Origin of the sequence: Synechococcus sp. L2F, from assembly GCF_024345695.1 — a bacterium.
Taxonomy (GTDB): domain Bacteria; phylum Cyanobacteriota; class Cyanobacteriia; order PCC-6307; family Cyanobiaceae; genus MW101C3.
Map to the genome: position 1 here is coordinate 217,074 of NZ_JAGQBP010000003.1, position 16,476 is coordinate 233,549.

Here is a 16,476-nt window from a genome sequence, read left to right on the forward strand (position 1 = left end):
GAGCGCACTGACATGAGCCAATCCCCTCTGGTCTCAGTGGTGATGCCGCTCTACAACTCCGCCGCCACGGTGAGGGAAAGCCTGGAATCCGTTCTCAGCCAGACCTACCCCAACCTGGAGATCCTGGTGGTGAACGATGGCTCCACCGATGACGGGGTGGCGATCTGCCAGGGGTATGGGGACGGGCGCGTTCGGGTGGTGCATCAGCAGAACCGGGGCCTGGCCGGGGCGCGGAACACAGGCATCCGGCAGGCCCAAGGGGAGTTCCTCGGATTTCTGGACAGCGACGATCTGTGGCTTCCCACCAAGGTGGAGAGGCATGTGGCCCATCTGCAAGCGCGGCCGGAGGTGGGTGTCAGCTTTTCCCGCTCCGGATTCATCGATGAGAGCTCCAGGCCGATCGGGATCTACCAGATGCCGAGGCTGCAGGACATCACGCCGGAGATCGTCTTCTGCCGCAATCCGATCGGCAATGGCTCAGCTGTGGTGATCCGCCGAGACGTCTTTGACGCCATTCGCTTTGAGGCGAATCTCTATGGCGAAGTGGAAGACTTCTTCTTTGACGACACCTTTCGACAGTCCGAAGACATTGAGTGCTGGCTGCGGATTGCGCTGCAGACCCATTGGCGGATCGAGGGAATCCCCGAGGCACTGACGCTCTACCGCATCAGCGACGGCGGACTCTCGGCCAATCTGATGAAGCAGTACGCCTCCTGGGAGCGGGTTCTGCTCAAGACCAAAGCCACCCACCCCGATTTCGTCGCCCAATGGGGCTCCAGGGCCCGCGCCTATCAGCTGCGCTACCTGGCCCGCCGGGCCACCCGCCAGCGGGACGGCGCCCTGGCCGTGCGTCTGCTGCACCAATCCCTGGCCACCGACTGGAGGGTGCTGCTCGAGGAACCGCGACGTACCTTGATCACGCTGCTGGCCGCCTACCTGCTGCGGCTGTTGCCGGAGGCTCCCTATCGCTGGCTGGAGGGTCTGATGCTGCGCTCCACGGGGGCCAGTCAGCAGCGGCGCATGCGTGGGGAACTGAGCTGATGAAGATCCTGCTGGTCTGCTCTTCAGGGGGGCATTTCAAGGCGCTGCAGCAGCTGGCCGATTTCTGGGGGCGCCATCCCCATCTCTGGGTCACGTTTCGAACGCCCACGACGGAAACGGCCCTGGCCGATGAACAGGTGCTCTGGGCCCACAGCCCCACGAATCGCAACCTGCCGAATCTGCTGCGCAACCTGGGGCTGGCGTTGCAGGTGATCCGCAGAGAGCAGCCAGACGTGATTCTTTCCACCGGCGCCGGTGTGGCTGTTCCCTTTCTTCTTCTCGGTAAGCTGTTTCGATGCAAGACCGTGTTCATCGAGTCCGTGACCCGCATTGAGACGCTCAGCCTGTCGGCGCGGCTGGTGCGACCCTTCCTGGACATCCTCTATGTGCACTGGCCCCAGCTGCAGCGTCGCTATCCCCGGGCCGAACTTGTCCAGGGCAAGCTCGGATCATGATTCTCGTCAGTGTCGGAACAGAGCAGTTCCCCTTCAATCGGCTGATGCAGTGGGTGGAGCTGCTGATCCAACAAGAGCTCATCGATGAAGAGATCGTCGTTCAATACGGCACCTGTACGTTTCTCCCCAGTGGCACCACCGTGTATCGGCTGTTGAAGGAGGAGTCGTTTCGGGCCCTCGTGCAGAGGGCCCGGGTGGTGATTGCCCACTGCGGAGAGGGCACGGTGCTGTTGCTCGATGAGATGCAGCAGCCCTTCATTCTTGTTCCCCGCAGTGTGCGTTACCAGGAGCATGTGGATGATCATCAGGTGGAACTCGCCCTGGCACTGACGGAAATGGGGGTGCCGATCGCCTGGAGCCCGGGCGATCTGGTTCGCTTTCTTCTGGCGCCTTTCAAGACCTCGATCAGCGACGTGACCGATAGCTCCGCCCAGTCCCTGTGTCGCAGTCTGCAGAGCCACTTTTCTCCGGCATGACAGCTCACCCTTCTCCCAACGCGGCTGTGGTCAGAACCGTTCAGAACGGGGTGCTGATTCTCCAGCTGCCCCCACGGCTGACCGTCACTGAGGCCGTGGCTTTCCGCGCCGGTTTCTGCGGCTGGCTTGAGGAGGTGGAGGATCTGCGCGAAGTGATCCTGGATTTCGGCAGGACGGCCAGCATCGACAGCAGCGGCATCGGTGCCCTGGTCGGCGCCATCAAGGCCGTCCAGGAGCGGGCCGTTCCCCTCTGCGCCTGGAGCCTGCACCGGCAGGTGTTCCTGGCCCTGCAGCTGACAGGGCTGGAGAAGCTGTTGCCGATGGCAGCCCATTCCGAGGGCCTGCTCCCCCAGCTCTCCCACGTTGAGGACCAGCGCCCCCCCCTCACCCACCCTTCGGTGCGCTCCGGGATCAAGCGGTTCATGGACATCTGTGGCGCACTCATCGGCCTGGGGATCACGGCGCTGCTGTTCCTGCCCCTGGCCGTGGCCATCCGCCTGGACAGCCCGGGGCCCATTCTGTTCAGTCAGGTGCGCTGCGGCTGGATGGGCCGCCGTTTCCGCATCTGGAAGTTCCGCTCGATGGTGAGCGATGCCGAGACCCTCAAAGGCAGTGTGGCGAACCAGGCCCAGGGCGCTTTCTTCAAGAATGACAATGACCCCAGGATCACCAAAGTGGGCCGCATCCTGCGCAAGACCAGCCTCGATGAACTGCCCCAGTTCTGGAACGTGCTGATCGGCGACATGAGCCTGATCGGAACGCGGCCAGCCACCCCGGATGAGGTGCGTCGCTACGCCATTCCCAGTTGGCAGCGGTTTGATGTGCGCCCCGGGCTGAGTGGGGAATGGCAGGTGAATGGCCGCTCTTCCATCCGTGATTTCGAAGATGTGATCAAGCTCGACCTCCGCTACCAGCAGAACTGGAGTCTGGGCTACGACCTCCGACTGATCGCCAGAACATTCCTTGTGCTGCTCAGCAAGGATTCGGGGGCAGCATGAGTCTGCCCATGGCGGCAGATTTCGTGCCAGATGGGCAGCTTGCGGTCAGCAGTGATCTCAATCAGCTTGAGCTTGTCCTCAGCTGGTTCGAGGGACTGGGCCACCCCGACGTGCCCGCCGATGTCTGGATGCAGGCCCAGCTGGCTCTTGTGGAAGGGTTCACCAACGCCGTGCGCCATGCCCATGCCCACCTGGTGTCGCCACCACAGGTGCAGCTCGCGCTGCAGCGGAGCAGCCGCCTTGTGCGCCTTCAGATTGTCGACCACGGCGACGCCTTTGATCTGGCGTCGGCACTGGTCAGGGTGGAAGCCGAGATCGCCGCCAGTGGTTCGGACCCCCTGGCCAGGGAGGCCCATTGGGGGCTGGTGATGTTTCTGAAGCTTCAGAAGGAGTATGGCTGGACGATCAGCTACTGCAGGGAGGACGACGACATCAATGTCCTGTGCCTGAGCCACGCCCTGACGGCGGATGCAGGGGCCGGTGGGTCATGCTGAAGGACTCGGGATGGCATCGGGCAGGTTGAAAGATCGACCACCGCGTCCAGAGGTGAAGGTAGTAATTGGTTCCCTCCGGTCCCCGCCCCCAACCATTGGCCAGGTGCTGGCCCCAGATGATGCTGGTGGCTTCCATTGATCTCCGGCTCTCCTTCGGAAGACTCCCCAGATCACCGCTGTAGAGAATCCTCCGGCCTCGGTAGTAAAAGGCGGTCTCCAGGGGGAGCTCTCTGAGCTTGTCATCCAACCTGAACCAGACTTTCTTACTCTTGTGCAGCAACCAGAAGCTCCTCGAGCAGGTGGCCGGCACTGTGTTGTCCTTGTAGCTGTAGAGAACTCCGGGGTGGTGCTCAGGGGAGCCGAGCGATGCAGCCGTGATCTCCAGACCCATGAACAGAGCGGCAGACGTCAGGGAAGCGATGCGATGCAACCGTCCTCACCGTTCGGATCGCCAGCGTCAACGTAGCTTGACCTTCTGCGTGGCCATCACTTCTGGAAGGCCCTGGGGCCCTTGCGCTGGCTAGCCTGCAGAGCCTGCCCACGCCGTCCGCCCTTCCGACCGTGGATCCGGACCGCCGCTCCGCCTCCCTGCCCCAGTCGCGCTGGCGGCCCGCCGCCGGGTTGCTGCTGGCCGCCGCCTTGCTGTTGCCGGCCATCTCGTTGCCGTCTCCGGCCGCTCTTGCGGCCCCGGCTGCGTCGAGCAGGGCCTCCTCCAGCCAAAGCCTGCTGGCGGGGGTGCCCGTGGCACTGGTGCAGCGGCCCGATCGCCATCTGGTGCTGCAACGCCGCCAGCGGCGCCTGCTGGTGCTGGAGGCGGGCGAGCTGATCCGCACCTATCCCGTGGCGGTGGGCATGCCGGGCTGGGAAACCCCGCTGGGTCGCTTCGAGGTGTTGAACATGCACAAGAATCCGGTGTGGGAGCACCCGGCCAAAGGCACCCGCATCGGCCCGGGGCCCGCGAACCCGCTCGGCAGCCGCTGGATCGGCTTCCAGAAGGATTGTGCGGGCCGCCGCGGCTTCAGCGGTGATCAGGCGCTGGATCTGCAGGGTTGTCTGATGACCGGCTTTCACGGCACCCCGCACCGTTGGACCGTGGGCCGGGCCGTGTCCCACGGCTGCGTGCGCCTTCACGACGAAAGCGTGCAGGAGCTGTTCGAGCTGGTGGAGGTGGGCACCTCGGTCACGGTGCTGCCCTGAGCCCGATGCCTCCGGGGTCACACAGGCAGGCCCTTCAGGCAGCCCGATCAGACAGACCCGTCAGGCAGCCCCCGTAGAGTTCGGCCCTGCCGACCGGATCTTCTGATGCGTGTGCTGTTCGCCGCCGCCGAATGTGCTCCGATGGTGAAGGTGGGCGGCATGGGGGATGTGGTGGGATCGCTTCCCCCGGCCCTTGCCGCACTCGGCCACGACGTGCGTCTGATTCTTCCTGGTTACGGCCGGCTCTGGAGCCAGCTGTCGATTCCCAGTGAGCCGATCTGGCGGGGCTGGGCGATGGGCACGGAGTTTGCGATCTATGCCACCACCCATCCCACCAATGGCCTGCCGCTGTATCTGGTGGGGCATCCGGTGTTCGACCCGGAGCGCATCTACGGCGGTGACGACGAGGACTGGCGCTTCACCTTTTTTGCCAACGCCATCTCCGAGTTCGCCTGGAACCACTGGAAGCCGGATGTGCTGCACTGCCACGACTGGCACACCGGCATGATTCCGGTGTGGATGCATCAGGACCCGGAGATCAGCACGGTCTTCACCATCCACAACCTGCGCTATCAGGGCCCCTGGCGCTGGAAGCTCGACCGCATGACCTGGTGCCCCTGGTACATGCAGGGGGATCACACGATGGCGGCGGCCCTGCTCTACGCCGATCGGGTGAATGCGGTGTCTCCCACCTACGCGATGGAGATCCGCACGCCCGAATATGGCGAGCGCCTCGATGGCCTGCTCAACTACATCAGCGGCAAGCTGCGCGGCATCCTCAACGGCATTGATATCGCCGACTGGAATCCCGCCACCGACAAGACCCTGCCTGCCACGTTCAGCGCCGACGACCTGGCACCGCGGGCGACCAACAAGCGGATGCTGCAGGAACGCATGGGCCTGCGGGTGGACCCTGACACCTACGTGATGGGCATGGTGAGCCGCCTGGTGGATCAGAAGGGGGTGGACCTGCTGCTGCAGGTGGCCGATCGCGTGCTCGCTTACACCGACAGCCAGATCGTGGTGCTGGGGACCGGTGATCGCAACTACGAGGCGGGGCTCTGGCAGATGGCCCTGGCCCATCCCGGCCGGTTCGCGGTGTTTCTCACCTACGACGACGCCCTCTCCCGCCTGATCTATGCCGGCGCCGATGCCTTCCTGATGCCCAGCCGCTTCGAGCCGTGCGGCATCAGCCAGCTGCTGGCGATGCGCTACGGCTGCATTCCGGTGGTGCGCAAGGTGGGCGGCCTGGTGGACACCGTGCCGGCCCACGTGCCAGCCACTCACACCGGCACCGGCTTCTGCTTCGATCGCTATGAAGCGATCGATTTCTACACGGCGATCGTGCGCTCGTGGGAGGCCTATCGGCACACCGCCAGCTGGCAGGAACTGCAGCAGCGCGCCATGCGCGCCGATCACAGCTGGACCCGCTCCGCCCTGGAATACGACGCGATGTACCGCGAAGTGAAGGGCGTCAAGGAGCCCTCGCCGAACCGCGAGGCTGTCGAGCAATTCTCGTTGGGTCAGGAGGCCGACCCGGCTCTCGCCGATGGTGCGGCCCTCCCGGAGCGTCCCCCGGTCGCGCCCCGGCCCACCCCGGTGGTGTCGCGCAACCCGTTCTCGGCCCTGCTGCGGCGCGGCAACAGCTGAGCGGGTAGAGCTGCCTTGATCCGTGCGGGTCCGCCCTGATCCCACCGTCTGCTTCTGAACCTGGCCCATGACGGACCCGGACCCCGGCCGCTCCCAGCTCCCGTCGCTCTACACCAGCCCCTGGAGTGCCCTCGGCCGGGATCTGATCGCCGTGCTCGCCAGCCTGCGCCTGAAGGCGCAGGAACTGTGGCGTCGCAACCGCCAGGCCGATCTGATCGTGCCCGGCTTCTGGCCACGCGCGCTGGCGCCGCTGTTCTGGCCGCTGTTGCTCCTGCTGGCATTGCTGGGGCTGACGGGCGTTGTGGTGGGGCTCAGGGCGCTGGGGCCCCGTGCGGTTCCCCCTGCTGCCCCCGTAGCGGCCCCTTTGCAGCCGCCCATCACCCCCGCCGGCAGTCCCGGCCAGGCTCCCGGCCTCCCGCATTCCCCGGCCGCTGGCTCAACAGACTCCCCGAGCTCCCGGACCGTCGCCCCTGAGCCGGCAGGGGAGCGGCGGGGAGCGCGATCCCCTGCCACTCCTTCACCAGCCACACCCTCCACGAGAGCACGCTCCGCCGGCACCCCTTCGCCGTCGCCAGCGCCGCCGCCGTCGCGGCCGCCTTCTGCGCCGTCACCTGCGCCGTCATCTGCCCCGCCTGGAGCCGCCCCGCCTGATTCAGCCCTGAGCGAACCCTCCCCGCCGGCGATCGAACCGCTGCTGGAGCTGTTGGCCGACCTGGACCCGCAGCAGCTGATCCGCGTTGCCCGCCCCCATCCCGCCAGCGGCACCCTGGAACTGGAGCTGGACGCCAGGCTCGATCGGCTCAACGCTCAGGAGCGCCAGCAGCAGGCGAACCTCTGGCTGGAGCGGGCCCGCGCCCTTGGCTACGACAACCTGGAGCTCAGCGATGGCGACGGGCTGCTGATGGGCCGGCCTGCCTGGGTGGGAGGGGGCATGATCCTTCTCGATCACCAGGCTGGGGGCTGAGCGGATGCGGCTGGAGCAACTCGTGGCGCTCTGGGGCGACCCCATCGGTCCGGCCCTCGATCCCGCTGTGCCGCTGCCCCGCGTCTGCACCGATAGCCGGCGTCTGCAGCCGGGTGATCTGTTTGTGCCGCTCACGGGTGAACAGCACGATGGCCACCGGTTCCTCTCCCAGGCGGCCGAAGCCGGCGCCCTGGCGGCACTGATCGCGCGCACGCGTGCCGCGGAGCGCCCTGCCTCCCTGCCCGCCTGGCTCGTGGACGACACCCAGCTGGCCTACCAGCAGCTGGCACGGGCCTGGCGCCAGACGCTGGCGGCACCGGTGATCGCCGTGACGGGTTCCGCTGGCAAGACCACCACCCGCGAACTGGTGCGCGCCGTGCTGGCGCCGCTGGGGCCGGTGCTGGCCACCAGCGGCAATGAGAACAACGATGTGGGCGTGCCGCTCACCCTGCTCAAGGCCAGCCCCATTGAGGCGGCCGTGGTGGTGGAAATGGGCATGCGCGGTCTGGGGGAGATCGAGCGGCTCTCCCGCTGTGCGCTGCCCGATGTGGTGGTGATCACCAACATCGGCACGGCCCACATCGGCCGGCTCGGCAGCCGTGAAGCCATTGCCCAGGCCAAGTGTGAGATCACAGCCGCGCTCAGCCCGGCCGGTCTGGTGGTGATTCCCGCCGGCGATCCTCTGCTCGAGCAGGCGCTGGGCGCCGTGTGGAGCGGGCGGGTGCGCCGCGTGGCGCTCACAGGCGATGACGTCGCCGGCTCTGGTTCTGCCGCCGTGGGCCCGCACGTGCCAGCCCCTGACCTGCTCGGCCAGATCGAGGGGGATCCCGGCGCGGCCGGCGGCGCCTGGCTGCAGCTGCTTGCCGGCCCCGGCGCCGCTGCAAGCACTGCCGCTCCCGCTCCTGCTCCTGTTGCTTCAGCTGAGGGAGCTTCCATTGGCGAGGCTTCCACTGACCCTTCTCCAACGGAGTTTCGGGTGCCGCTGCCTCTGCCCGGGCGCCACAATGCCCGGAACCTGCTGCTTGCCCTGGCGGTGGCCCTGGAGCTCGGCGTGCGGGGCGATCAGCTGCAGGCCCTCCAGGTGGAGGTGCCCGGTGGCCGCAGCCGCCGTCTGCAGCTCGGCGCTGTACAGGTGCTCGACGAGACCTACAACGCCTCCCCCGAAGCGGTGCTGGCGGCCCTCGATCTGCTGGCGGCCCAGCCGGGACGCCGCTTTGCTGCTCTCGGCACGATGCTGGAGCTGGGCGAGCAGAGCGAGGCGCTCCACCGCGCCGTGGCACGCCGTGCTGCGGACCTGCAGCTGGATGGGCTGGTGATCGTGGATGGTGGTGCCATGGGCGCCGCCATGCAGGAGGCGGCCAGTGGCCTGCCGCGGCTGGCTCGCGTGCAGAGCCCGGCTGAGGCGGCCGAGGCGCTGCTGGGGTGGCTGCAACCGGGCGATCAGTTGCTGCTCAAGGCCAGCCGTGGCGTGGCCCTGGAGCGGGCGATCCCGCTGCTGGCGGCTCAGCTGGCCGGCGCCGCCGGCGTGGCGCCGGCCTGAGGCCCCGGCCAGTTCTCGCGCACCAGCTGGCGGGCCCGGCCCAGAGCCAGGGAGCCGGCGGGAACATCGCGGGTAAGGGTGGAGCCGGCCCCCACGGTGACGCCCTCACCCAGGCGGATCGGGGCCACCAATACGGAATTGGCACCGGTTTTGCTGCCGGCGCCGATCACGGTGCGGTGCTTGCGCACGCCGTCGTAGTTGGCGGTGATCGTGCCGGCTCCCACATTCACGTTCTCGCCCAGCTCCGCATCGCCGATGTAGCTGAGGTGGTTCACCTTGCAGCCGGCGCCCAGCCTGCTCTGCTTGATCTCCACGAAGTTCCCCACCCGGCAGCCCGCCGCCAACTCGGTACCGGGCCGCAGCTGGGCGTAGGGCCCGATGGCGCAGCCATCAGCGATGCTGGCCTCGCGTACCACCGAAAGCAGCACCTCCACTCCGTTGCCGAGTGTGGCGTTCTCCAGCAGGGAGCCTGGCCCGATCCGGCAGCCATCGCCGATCCGGCAGGCGCCGCGCAAGTGGGTCTGTGGCTCCACCACCACGTCGCGCCCGAAGCGGGTGGCGTCGCTGAGCGTGCAGCTGGCCGGATCGATGAAGGTGACACCCTCCACCATCCAGTGCCGCCGCAGCCGCTCCTGCAGCACCTGCTCGCACTGGGCCAGCTGCAGGCGGTCGTTGATGCCGTTGGTCTCGGCGCTGTCCTCCACCTCCAGGTGCTGGGCGGAGCCGAGCAGGGCCACGGTGTCGGTCAGGTAGAGCTCGCCCTGGTCGTTGTCGCTGGAGAGCTGGGGCAGCACCGCCGCCAGGCGGCTCCAGTCAAAGCAGTAGATGCCGGCGTTCACGAGCGGGTTGTCCCGCTGGGCGGCATTGCAGTCGCGGTGTTCCACGATCGCGCTCACCTGTGCATCCTCGTCCGCGAACACCCGGCCGTAGCCGCTCGGATCCTCCAGCCGGGCTGTCAGCAGGGTCACGGCGGCGCCACCGCGCCGGTGGCTGTCGAGCAGCTGGCGCAGCGTTTGCGGACGCAGCAGCGGCACATCTCCATTGAGCACCAGCAGATCACCCGTGAACCCCTGCAGCGGCTCCAGCAGCTGCTGCACGGCATGGCCGGTGCCGTTCTGCGGCTGCTGCAGCACGAACTCCAGCCCGTGGTGGGCCGCCAGCGACGCCTCCACCCGCTCGGCCTGGTGCCCCACGATCAGCAGGCGCCGATCGGGTTCGAGGCTGTCGCAGCAGCGGAGCACCCGCTCCACCAGCGTGGCACCGGCCAGCGGCTGCAGCACCTTGGGCAGGTCGCTGCGCATGCGGGTTCCCTTCCCGGCGGCCAGAACGGCAACGGCAAGCATGCGGGGGGCGGCAATTGGCGGGAATCTATCCGGCGCCCCGCTGCCCTTTCGCCGGTGGGCTTCAGGCCTGCAGACGTGCCAGATCGTCCCAGAAGCCGGGGTACGACACCGCCGCTGCTTCGCTGCGGTGCAGCCGCGTGGGACCGATGGCCACCTGGGCCGCCACCGCCAGGCTCATCGCCACCCGGTGGTCGGTTTCGCTGTCCACCTCGGCGCCGTGCAGCTCCACCCCTCCGGTGATGTCGAGCCCGTCGGGGTGCTCCACCAGCCGTGCCCCCATCGCGCCCAGCTGGCGGCACATCACGGCGAGCCGATCGGTTTCCTTGACGCGCAGCTCAGCTGCTTCGCGGATCCGGCTGGTGCCCTCGGCCCGGCAGGCGGCCACCACCAGCACGGGGATTTCATCCACCAGGCGCGGAATCAGCTCGCCGCCGATGTCAAAGGCCTGCAACGGCCCATAGCGCACCCGCAGATCCCCCACCGGCTCGCCCGCCACCAGGCGCTGCTCCAGCCTCTCGATGCGGGCGCCCATGGCTTCGAGCACCTCCAGCACCCCGGTGCGGGTGGGGTTGAGGCCCACGTTGCGCACGGTCAGGTCGGCGCCTGGGGTGATCGCCCCGGCCACCAGCCAGAAGGCCGCCGAGCTGATGTCGCCCGGCACTTCCACCGGCTGCCCCACCAGCTCCCGGCCCGGCGTCAGCCGCACGTGCCGGCCGGAGTCGCCGCCGATCTCGATGTCGGCGCCGAAGCCACGCAGCATCCGCTCGCTGTGATCGCGGGAGCGGGCCGGTTCGATCACGCTGGTGGGACCGGTGGCGGTGAGACCCGCCAGCAGGATCGCCGACTTCACCTGGGCCGAGGCGATCGGGGTGCCCAGCACGGCCCCATGCAGCGCGCTTCCCTGGATCGAGAGCGGCGCCAGCTTGCCGCCGGCGCGGCCGCGGATCTGGGCGCCCATGGCGGCCAGCGGTTCGGCCACCCTTCCCATCGGCCGCTGGCGCAGGGACGCATCGCCGTTCAGCACGAAGTGGCAGCCGCTGCGTCCCGCCAGCAGCCCCATGATCAGCCGCATGGTGGTGCCGGAATTGCCGCAATCCAGCACGTCGTCGGGTTCCCGCAGGCCTTCGAGGCCCACCCCCTGCACGATCACCGGCTGCCCTGCTGCGATCGGGCTGATGGTCACCCCCATGGCGCGCAGGCAGGCGGCGGTGCTGAGCGGATCCTCCGCAGGCAGCAAGCCATCGATGCGGGTTTCGCCGGTGGCGATTGCCCCGAACAGCAGCGCGCGGTGGGAGATCGACTTATCGCCCGGCACCTGCACGGTGCCGCTCAACGAACGCGAACCTTCCTGCCCGAGGGCACGGGCCGGGGGCGGTGAAGCGGCGACAGCCAGTCCCATGCCAGGGGAGCAATGGCCCGTGAGCCTAGGTCTGGGCCTGGGCGCCACGGTCTGGCCGAGCACGACAGAGGAGGGCTGGAGCCGCGCCTGCTGCAGGCATCAGGGAATGGCCGCCGCCGGGGTGCCGAACAAACGATCACCGGCATCGCCGAGGCCCGGGACGATGCGGAAGTCGGCATCCAGGTCAGCGTCGATGCAGGCGGTGTAGAGGGTGAGGTGGGGGAAGCGCTGCCCCAGGGTGTTGAGCCCGGGCCGGGCCGCCAGGGCCGTGATCACCCGCAGCCGGTCACCGCTCACCCCTTTGCTCTCGAGCCGTTCCAGCACCTGCACCAGGCTGCCGGCGGTGGCCACCATCGGATCGAACACCAGCACCCCCACCTGGGGGCCGATTGTTTCGGGCAGCGCGTCGTAGTACCAGGAGGCCCTGGCATCAGCTTCATTGCGGCGCAGGCCCACGTGGGCGACCCGGGCCGTGGGCAGCACGGCCTGGGCCCCCTGCCACAGCCCCAGGCCCGCCCGCAGGATCGGCACCGCCAGCAGGGGCACGCTGCCGTCCACCACGCTGCCTTCGGTGCTGGCCAGCGGTGTCTGCACCGTCACCCGCTGATGGGGCAGCCAGTCGCGCACGGCTTCATAGGTGAGCCAGCGGCCCAGCTCGGCCATGGCGGTGCCGAACAGAGAGGGGGGCGTGTCCTGGTCACGCAGCAGGGTCAACCAGTGACCGATCAGGGGATGGGGCGGCACCACCACCCGCAGGGACATGCTCATGTCGATCGCGCCGCGGCCGTGGCTGCCATAACTTGAGGGCCCACGGTACGTGTGTTCTTGCCCCCCTTCACTCGCCCCGGTTGGCTCAGCTCCCTGCTTGCCCTGCTGGTGGTCACGGTCGCCTGGCTGGGTCTGGTGGGCCCCCTGGCGCCGGCCCTGGCGATCACGGCACCGGAGCTGCGCGGCCAGCGGGCGCTGAAGGATCTGCAGCCCGCTATGCATGGCCGCAACCTGCAGCAGCAGGAGTTTCTGAAGGCGTCGATGCAGGGCTTCGACCTCAGTGACACCAACCTGCGCGGTGCCGTGTTCAATTCCAGCGATCTGCAGGGCAGCAATCTCAGCGGCGCCGACCTCGAAGACGCCGTCGCCTTCGCCACCCGCTTCGACAACGCCGACCTCAGCGGTGCGGTGCTCCGCAACGCCATGCTCATGCAGAGCCGCTTCACCGGGGCCACGATCGAGGGGGCCGATTTCAGCGACGCCGTGCTCGACCTGACCCAGCAGAAAGCCCTCTGCGCCAGGGCCGCAGGCGTCAATCCCCGCACCGGCGTCAGCACGGTTGAAAGCCTCGGCTGCCGGTAGATTGGCTCGCCGGTTCCAGGGGATCCATCCCTTGGAGGCAAGGGGGAAAGTCCGGTGCGATTCCGGCGCTGTCCCGCAACTGTGAAGCCTGTTCCGCGAGTCCTCGTGGCAGGGCCAGTCAGAACACCCGCCGGCGTTTCAACCCATCCAGTTCCGGCGAGGACCGGTCGAGCCATGTTTCTTCAACCCCGGGCTGCTGGCCCAGGCCGTCGTGCGGCCCAGCCAGCCAGCCCTCTGCTGTTGTCTGGCGCCCTGCAGCTCGCGCCACTCCTGGTCGTCCCGCTGCTGCTCGTGCCACTGCTGGCCACCCCCGCAGCTGCCCACCACCTGATGGAAACCTTCGCCCTGAAGGAGGGCCCGCTGGCGGGTCTGCTCAGCGGCATCGGTCATCCGCTGCTGGGTCCGGATCACCTGCTGTTTCTGCTGGCGCTCGGCCTGGTGGGCCTGGTGCAGCGCCTGCGCTGGGTGCTTGCTCTGCTGGCCGTGGGTCTTACGGCCACCGGCCTTGGCCTGCTGCTGCCCGCCCTGCCTGGCGCCGAAGCGCTGGTGGCGCTGTCGCTGGTGGTGGTGGGGCTGGTGGTGATCCAGCGGCTGCCTGTCTGGACCCTGCTGCCCGCTTTCGCCCTGCACGGCTATGTGCTCAGTGATGCCGTGAGCGGCTGGCAGCCCGCCTCCGTGGTTTGGTATCTGCTGGGCCTGCTGATCAGCCAGGGCGCCCTGCTGTGGCTGGCGCTCACGTTGGTGCAGCGCTGGCGCGCGGGCCTCGCTCCGGCGCGGTTGATGCTGGCGGCCGGCGTGCTGATCGGCGTCGGCTCCACGTTCGCCTGGTCCGCGTTGGTGCCCTGAGATGACAGCCTCCATGCAACGGCGTCTGCCCGTCACCGTGGTGACCGGCTTCCTCGGCGCGGGCAAAACCACCTTGCTGCGCCATCTGCTCACCACCAGCGGCCTGCGCCTGGCGGTGCTCGTGAATGAATTCGGCGAAGTGGGCATCGACGGTGACCTGCTGCGCAGCTGCGGCTTCTGCCCGGAGGAGGAGCTCGATGGCCGGCTGGTGGAGCTCGCCAATGGCTGCCTCTGCTGCACCGTCCAGGACGATTTTCTGCCGACGATGCAGAAGCTGCTGGCGTCCGCCGACCGCCTCGACGGCATCGTGGTGGAAACCAGCGGCCTGGCGCTGCCCGAGCCCCTGGTGCAGGCCTTCCAGTGGCCTGACATCCGCACCCGCACCCGCGTCAACGGCGTGGTGACGGTGGTGGATGGTGAAGCGCTGGCCGGCGGCAGTGTGGTGGCCGACCCCGCCGCGCTTGAGCGGCAGCGGGCCGCCGACCCCAGCCTTGATCACCTCTCCGACCTGGAGGAGCTGTTCGAGGACCAGTTGCGGGCGGCCGATCTGGTGCTGGTGAGCCGCGGCGACCGCCTCACGCCTGCAGAGCTGGACCGGGTGCGCGGGCGCCTTCAGGCCTCCTGCCGCCCCGGCGCCCAGGTGTTGCCAATGCAGCGCGGTCAGGTGCCGCCCGAGCTGCTGCTGGGCCTGGAGCGCCCAGCCGTCGCGCCGGCTCCTGGCCCCCATGGCGAGGCCTCCCACGACCACGATCACGATCACGATCATCACAACCACGAGCACCACGACCACACCCACGTGCCCATGCAATCGGTGGCGATTCAGCTCGCTGGCTCCTTCGATCGTGAGGCCCTTGAAGCCACGCTCCTGGAGCAGATCCAGCACCAGGCCCTGCTGCGCCTCAAGGGCTGGCTGATTCAGCCCGGCAAACGACGGCCTCTGCAGATCCAGGCGGTTGGCCCGCGGCTCGATTGCTGGTACGAGGACCACGACGCACAGAGGGCAGCCCCCGCAGGCCCGATAGCCCCCGCACCCAGGGAGATTGGCTCCCCTGGCAGCCCCCACGAGGGTCGGCTTGAGCTGGTGGCGCTCGGGCTGCGTGTCGAGCGCAGCTTGCTGCTGCAGGCGATCGAAGGCACCCGACGCAGGCAGGTCAGCGCCAGCCGGGTCTGAGCAGGCTCGCAGCCAAGCTCAGGCGGCCTGCCTGCGATCCATTTGATGGCGGCTTGTCTGTGATCCATTCACAGCCTTCCCAGGTGTGCCATCCACTTCCAGCTGACCAAATCTTCCAGCCGACCAAATCCGATGGTCGGTTCAGTCCAGGGGGATGTCCCCCTGGGCACAGATGCCGTCCCAGCAGAGGGCCTGATCCTCGCTCCAGCGGGCCTTCACCGTCTCCCAGCTGCCGGCTGGTCGCTGCATCTCCACCACGCCCTTGCCGTCGTGGCGGAAGCTCAGCTGTGTGTTGTCGAAGCGCAACCTCCAGCGCTCACCCACCGCTTCCACCGTCATCACGCAGGGAAGCCAGGGGCCATCGGCCAGCCGGCAGCGCAGGGGCACCCGCTGCACCTGTGCCAGGGCCGGAGCAAGCAGAGCGGTGCCTGCCATCGCGATCAACACCGCCACCATCCCCGCCCGGGCCAGCCGGGCTCCCAGGCAGGGTTGGCTGGCGCCTGTCGCTTGCATTGCTTCCCACGCCCACCTCTGTTTTGACCATGCTTCGGCGCTGGTCCCGAGGGGGAGGCAAGCTGCCAAGATTTAACAAACGACATCCCTGCCGGTGCCCCGCTTTCAAGCCCGTGTGCTGGTCTCCCTGAGACCATCGGTTCTCGATCCGGCAGGAGAAGCCACCAGAGCCGCCGCCCAGCGGCTCGGCGTCGATGGCATCACGCGTCTGCGCATTGGCAAGGCGATGGAGGTGGAACTCGATGCGCCGGATCTCGACGCCGCGCGCAGCACGATCGAGCGGCTCAGCGATCGCCTGCTGGCCAATCCGGTGATCGAGAACTGGTGCCTCGAGCAGCTCAAGCCCGTGGAGGGCGCCGGGTCATGACGATCGGAGTGGTGGTGTTTCCCGGTTCGAACTGCGATCGGGATGTGCGCTGGGCGGCGGAAGGATGCCTCGGCATTCCCACCCGCTTCCTCTGGCATGAGGAGTCGAGCCTGGAGGGCATCGATGCGGTGGTGCTGCCCGGCGGGTTCAGCTATGGCGACTATCTCCGTTGCGGCGCCATTGCCCATGTCTCGCCGCTGTTGAGCGAAGTGGCCAGCTTCGCGGCCCGTGGCGGCCCGGTGCTGGGCATCTGCAACGGCTTCCAGGTGCTCACAGAAATGGGCCTGCTGCCCGGAGCGCTCACGCGCAACCGCCAGCTGCACTTTCTCTGTGAAGCGGCTCCGCTCACGGTGCACCCGGGCGCCTCCCAGTGGCTGCGCCACTACAGCGAAGGTGAGCAGATCAGCCTGCCGATCGCCCACGGCGAAGGTTGCTTCCAGGCCGACGCTGACACGCTGGCGGAGCTGGAGGGGGAAGGCCGGGTGGTGCTGCGTTACGCCGCCAACCCCAACGGTTCGGTGGGGAATGTCGCCGGCCTCTGCAACGCCCAAGGCAACGTGCTGGGTCTGATGCCCCACCCGGAGCGGGCCTGCGACCCGATCACCGGCGGCACCGACGGCACCCGCCTGCTGGCCTCGCTGCTGGGCTGACCGCCAAGGCGGTGGCAGGGGG

The 16,476-nt window shown here is 68.2% G+C and carries 18 protein-coding genes and 1 riboswitch; of the genes, 14 read left to right on the forward strand and 4 right to left on the reverse strand.

Annotated features, from left to right (window positions below; genetic code table 11):
* Positions 1 to 12 precede the first annotated feature (12 nt).
* The 9 genes from KBZ19_RS10185 (at position 13) to murF (ending at position 8,815) form a co-directional block, all read left to right on the forward strand.
* Positions 13 to 1,041 (forward strand): glycosyltransferase family 2 protein, encoded by a 1,029-nt coding sequence (locus tag KBZ19_RS10185; RefSeq protein WP_255100862.1) that lies wholly within the window; start codon positions 13 to 15, stop codon positions 1,039 to 1,041.
* Positions 1,041 to 1,496: a PssD/Cps14F family polysaccharide biosynthesis glycosyltransferase gene (gene pssD / locus KBZ19_RS10190; RefSeq protein WP_094512885.1), complete on the forward strand. Its 456-nt coding sequence runs from the start codon at positions 1,041 to 1,043 to the stop codon at positions 1,494 to 1,496. The genes KBZ19_RS10185 and pssD overlap by 1 nt, the downstream gene beginning before the upstream one ends.
* Positions 1,493 to 1,972, forward strand: coding sequence for a glycosyltransferase (locus tag KBZ19_RS10195; RefSeq protein WP_094512884.1), 480 nt, complete (start codon positions 1,493 to 1,495; stop codon positions 1,970 to 1,972). Before pssD ends, KBZ19_RS10195 begins: the two co-directional genes overlap by 4 nt.
* Positions 1,969 to 2,970 carry a sugar transferase gene (locus tag KBZ19_RS10200; protein ID WP_255100863.1) on the forward strand — a complete coding sequence of 334 codons (1,002 nt, stop codon included), beginning with the start codon at positions 1,969 to 1,971 and terminating at the stop codon, positions 2,968 to 2,970. Before KBZ19_RS10195 ends, KBZ19_RS10200 begins: the two co-directional genes overlap by 4 nt.
* Positions 2,967 to 3,464 carry an ATP-binding protein gene (locus tag KBZ19_RS10205; RefSeq protein WP_255100864.1) on the forward strand — a complete coding sequence of 166 codons (498 nt, stop codon included), beginning with the start codon at positions 2,967 to 2,969 and terminating at the stop codon, positions 3,462 to 3,464. The genes KBZ19_RS10200 and KBZ19_RS10205 overlap by 4 nt, the downstream gene beginning before the upstream one ends.
* Positions 3,465 to 4,025: 561 nt before the next feature.
* Entirely contained in the window at positions 4,026 to 4,661 is a 636-nt protein-coding gene (locus KBZ19_RS10210) for a L,D-transpeptidase (protein WP_399220138.1), read from the forward strand.
* Between the two features lie 105 nt (positions 4,662 to 4,766).
* Complete coding sequence (glgA, locus tag KBZ19_RS10215; RefSeq protein WP_094512881.1) at positions 4,767 to 6,311, forward strand: glycogen synthase GlgA; 1,545 nt, start codon at positions 4,767 to 4,769, stop codon at positions 6,309 to 6,311.
* A 67-nt stretch (positions 6,312 to 6,378) separates the two neighbouring features.
* The gene (locus tag KBZ19_RS10220) at positions 6,379 to 7,275 is read left to right on the forward strand and encodes a hypothetical protein (RefSeq protein WP_255100865.1); all 897 of its coding nucleotides are present in this window, start codon (positions 6,379 to 6,381) and stop codon (positions 7,273 to 7,275) included.
* 4 nt (positions 7,276 to 7,279) lie between these two features.
* Positions 7,280 to 8,815: a UDP-N-acetylmuramoyl-tripeptide--D-alanyl-D-alanine ligase gene (gene murF, locus KBZ19_RS10225; protein WP_255100866.1), complete on the forward strand. Its 1,536-nt coding sequence runs from the start codon at positions 7,280 to 7,282 to the stop codon at positions 8,813 to 8,815.
* Here murF and glmU read toward each other — a convergent pair.
* The 3 genes from glmU to upp all read right to left on the reverse strand — a co-directional run bounded on the left by glmU (position 8,779) and on the right by upp (position 12,325).
* Positions 8,779 to 10,158: a bifunctional UDP-N-acetylglucosamine diphosphorylase/glucosamine-1-phosphate N-acetyltransferase GlmU gene (gene glmU / locus KBZ19_RS10230; protein ID WP_255100867.1), complete on the reverse strand. Its 1,380-nt coding sequence runs from the start codon at positions 10,156 to 10,158 to the stop codon at positions 8,779 to 8,781. The two genes, murF and glmU, sit on opposite strands and share 37 nt — an antisense overlap.
* Positions 10,159 to 10,219: 61 nt before the next feature.
* Positions 10,220 to 11,557, reverse strand: coding sequence for a 3-phosphoshikimate 1-carboxyvinyltransferase (gene aroA, locus KBZ19_RS10235; RefSeq protein ID WP_094512876.1), 1,338 nt, complete (start codon positions 11,555 to 11,557; stop codon positions 10,220 to 10,222).
* Between the two features lie 99 nt (positions 11,558 to 11,656).
* A complete protein-coding gene (upp, locus tag KBZ19_RS10240; RefSeq protein WP_255100868.1) occupies positions 11,657 to 12,325 on the reverse strand; it encodes a uracil phosphoribosyltransferase in 669 nt (222 codons plus the stop codon).
* A 51-nt stretch (positions 12,326 to 12,376) separates the two neighbouring features.
* Between upp and KBZ19_RS10245 the strand changes: the two genes are divergently transcribed.
* From KBZ19_RS10245 to cobW, 3 genes are all read left to right on the forward strand, one after another.
* Positions 12,377 to 12,907: a pentapeptide repeat-containing protein gene (locus tag KBZ19_RS10245; protein WP_369803028.1), complete on the forward strand. Its 531-nt coding sequence runs from the start codon at positions 12,377 to 12,379 to the stop codon at positions 12,905 to 12,907.
* Positions 12,901 to 13,057: riboswitch (cobalamin riboswitch) on the forward strand. (Overlaps the previous gene by 7 nt.)
* A 90-nt stretch (positions 13,058 to 13,147) precedes the next feature.
* The gene (locus KBZ19_RS10250) at positions 13,148 to 13,753 is read left to right on the forward strand and encodes a HupE/UreJ family protein (protein WP_255100869.1); all 606 of its coding nucleotides are present in this window, start codon (positions 13,148 to 13,150) and stop codon (positions 13,751 to 13,753) included.
* A 1-nt stretch (position 13,754) separates the two neighbouring features.
* On the forward strand, positions 13,755 to 14,924 hold the full coding sequence (gene cobW, locus KBZ19_RS10255) for a cobalamin biosynthesis protein CobW (RefSeq protein ID WP_255100870.1): 1,170 nt from the start codon (positions 13,755 to 13,757) through the stop codon (positions 14,922 to 14,924).
* A 141-nt stretch (positions 14,925 to 15,065) separates the two neighbouring features.
* Here cobW and KBZ19_RS10260 read toward each other — a convergent pair whose 3' ends face one another.
* Positions 15,066 to 15,437, reverse strand: a complete 372-nt coding sequence (locus KBZ19_RS10260; protein ID WP_255100871.1) for a hypothetical protein — start codon at positions 15,435 to 15,437, stop codon at positions 15,066 to 15,068.
* 94 nt (positions 15,438 to 15,531) lie between these two features.
* Between KBZ19_RS10260 and purS the strand changes: the two genes are divergently transcribed.
* Positions 15,532 to 15,804, forward strand: coding sequence for a phosphoribosylformylglycinamidine synthase subunit PurS (gene purS / locus KBZ19_RS10265; RefSeq protein WP_094512874.1), 273 nt, complete (start codon positions 15,532 to 15,534; stop codon positions 15,802 to 15,804).
* A complete protein-coding gene (gene purQ / locus KBZ19_RS10270) occupies positions 15,801 to 16,454 on the forward strand; it encodes a phosphoribosylformylglycinamidine synthase subunit PurQ (RefSeq protein ID WP_094512873.1) in 654 nt (217 codons plus the stop codon). Before purS ends, purQ begins: the two co-directional genes overlap by 4 nt.
* Positions 16,455 to 16,476 lie beyond the last annotated feature (22 nt).

Excerpts from the sequence above, each read along its gene's own strand:
- upp (WP_255100868.1), bottom strand. The coding sequence starts at position 12,325 with ATGAGCATGTCCCTGCGGGTGGTGGTGCCGCCCCATCCCCTGATCGGT.
- purQ (WP_094512873.1), top strand. The coding sequence starts at position 15,801 with ATGACGATCGGAGTGGTGGTGTTTCCCGGTTCGAACTGCGATCGGGAT.
- glgA (WP_094512881.1), top strand. The coding sequence starts at position 4,767 with ATGCGTGTGCTGTTCGCCGCCGCCGAATGTGCTCCGATGGTGAAGGTG.
- KBZ19_RS10220 (WP_255100865.1), top strand. The coding sequence starts at position 6,379 with ATGACGGACCCGGACCCCGGCCGCTCCCAGCTCCCGTCGCTCTACACC.
- glmU (WP_255100867.1), bottom strand. The coding sequence starts at position 10,158 with ATGCTTGCCGTTGCCGTTCTGGCCGCCGGGAAGGGAACCCGCATGCGC.
- KBZ19_RS10185 (WP_255100862.1), top strand. The coding sequence starts at position 13 with ATGAGCCAATCCCCTCTGGTCTCAGTGGTGATGCCGCTCTACAACTCC.
- KBZ19_RS10195 (WP_094512884.1), top strand. The coding sequence starts at position 1,493 with ATGATTCTCGTCAGTGTCGGAACAGAGCAGTTCCCCTTCAATCGGCTG.
- KBZ19_RS10200 (WP_255100863.1), top strand. The coding sequence starts at position 1,969 with ATGACAGCTCACCCTTCTCCCAACGCGGCTGTGGTCAGAACCGTTCAG.
- cobW (WP_255100870.1), top strand. The coding sequence starts at position 13,755 with ATGACAGCCTCCATGCAACGGCGTCTGCCCGTCACCGTGGTGACCGGC.
- murF (WP_255100866.1), top strand. The coding sequence starts at position 7,280 with ATGCGGCTGGAGCAACTCGTGGCGCTCTGGGGCGACCCCATCGGTCCG.
- pssD (WP_094512885.1), top strand. The coding sequence starts at position 1,041 with ATGAAGATCCTGCTGGTCTGCTCTTCAGGGGGGCATTTCAAGGCGCTG.
- KBZ19_RS10205 (WP_255100864.1), top strand. The coding sequence starts at position 2,967 with ATGAGTCTGCCCATGGCGGCAGATTTCGTGCCAGATGGGCAGCTTGCG.
- KBZ19_RS10260 (WP_255100871.1), bottom strand. The coding sequence starts at position 15,437 with ATGCAAGCGACAGGCGCCAGCCAACCCTGCCTGGGAGCCCGGCTGGCC.
- aroA (WP_094512876.1), bottom strand. The coding sequence starts at position 11,557 with ATGGGACTGGCTGTCGCCGCTTCACCGCCCCCGGCCCGTGCCCTCGGG.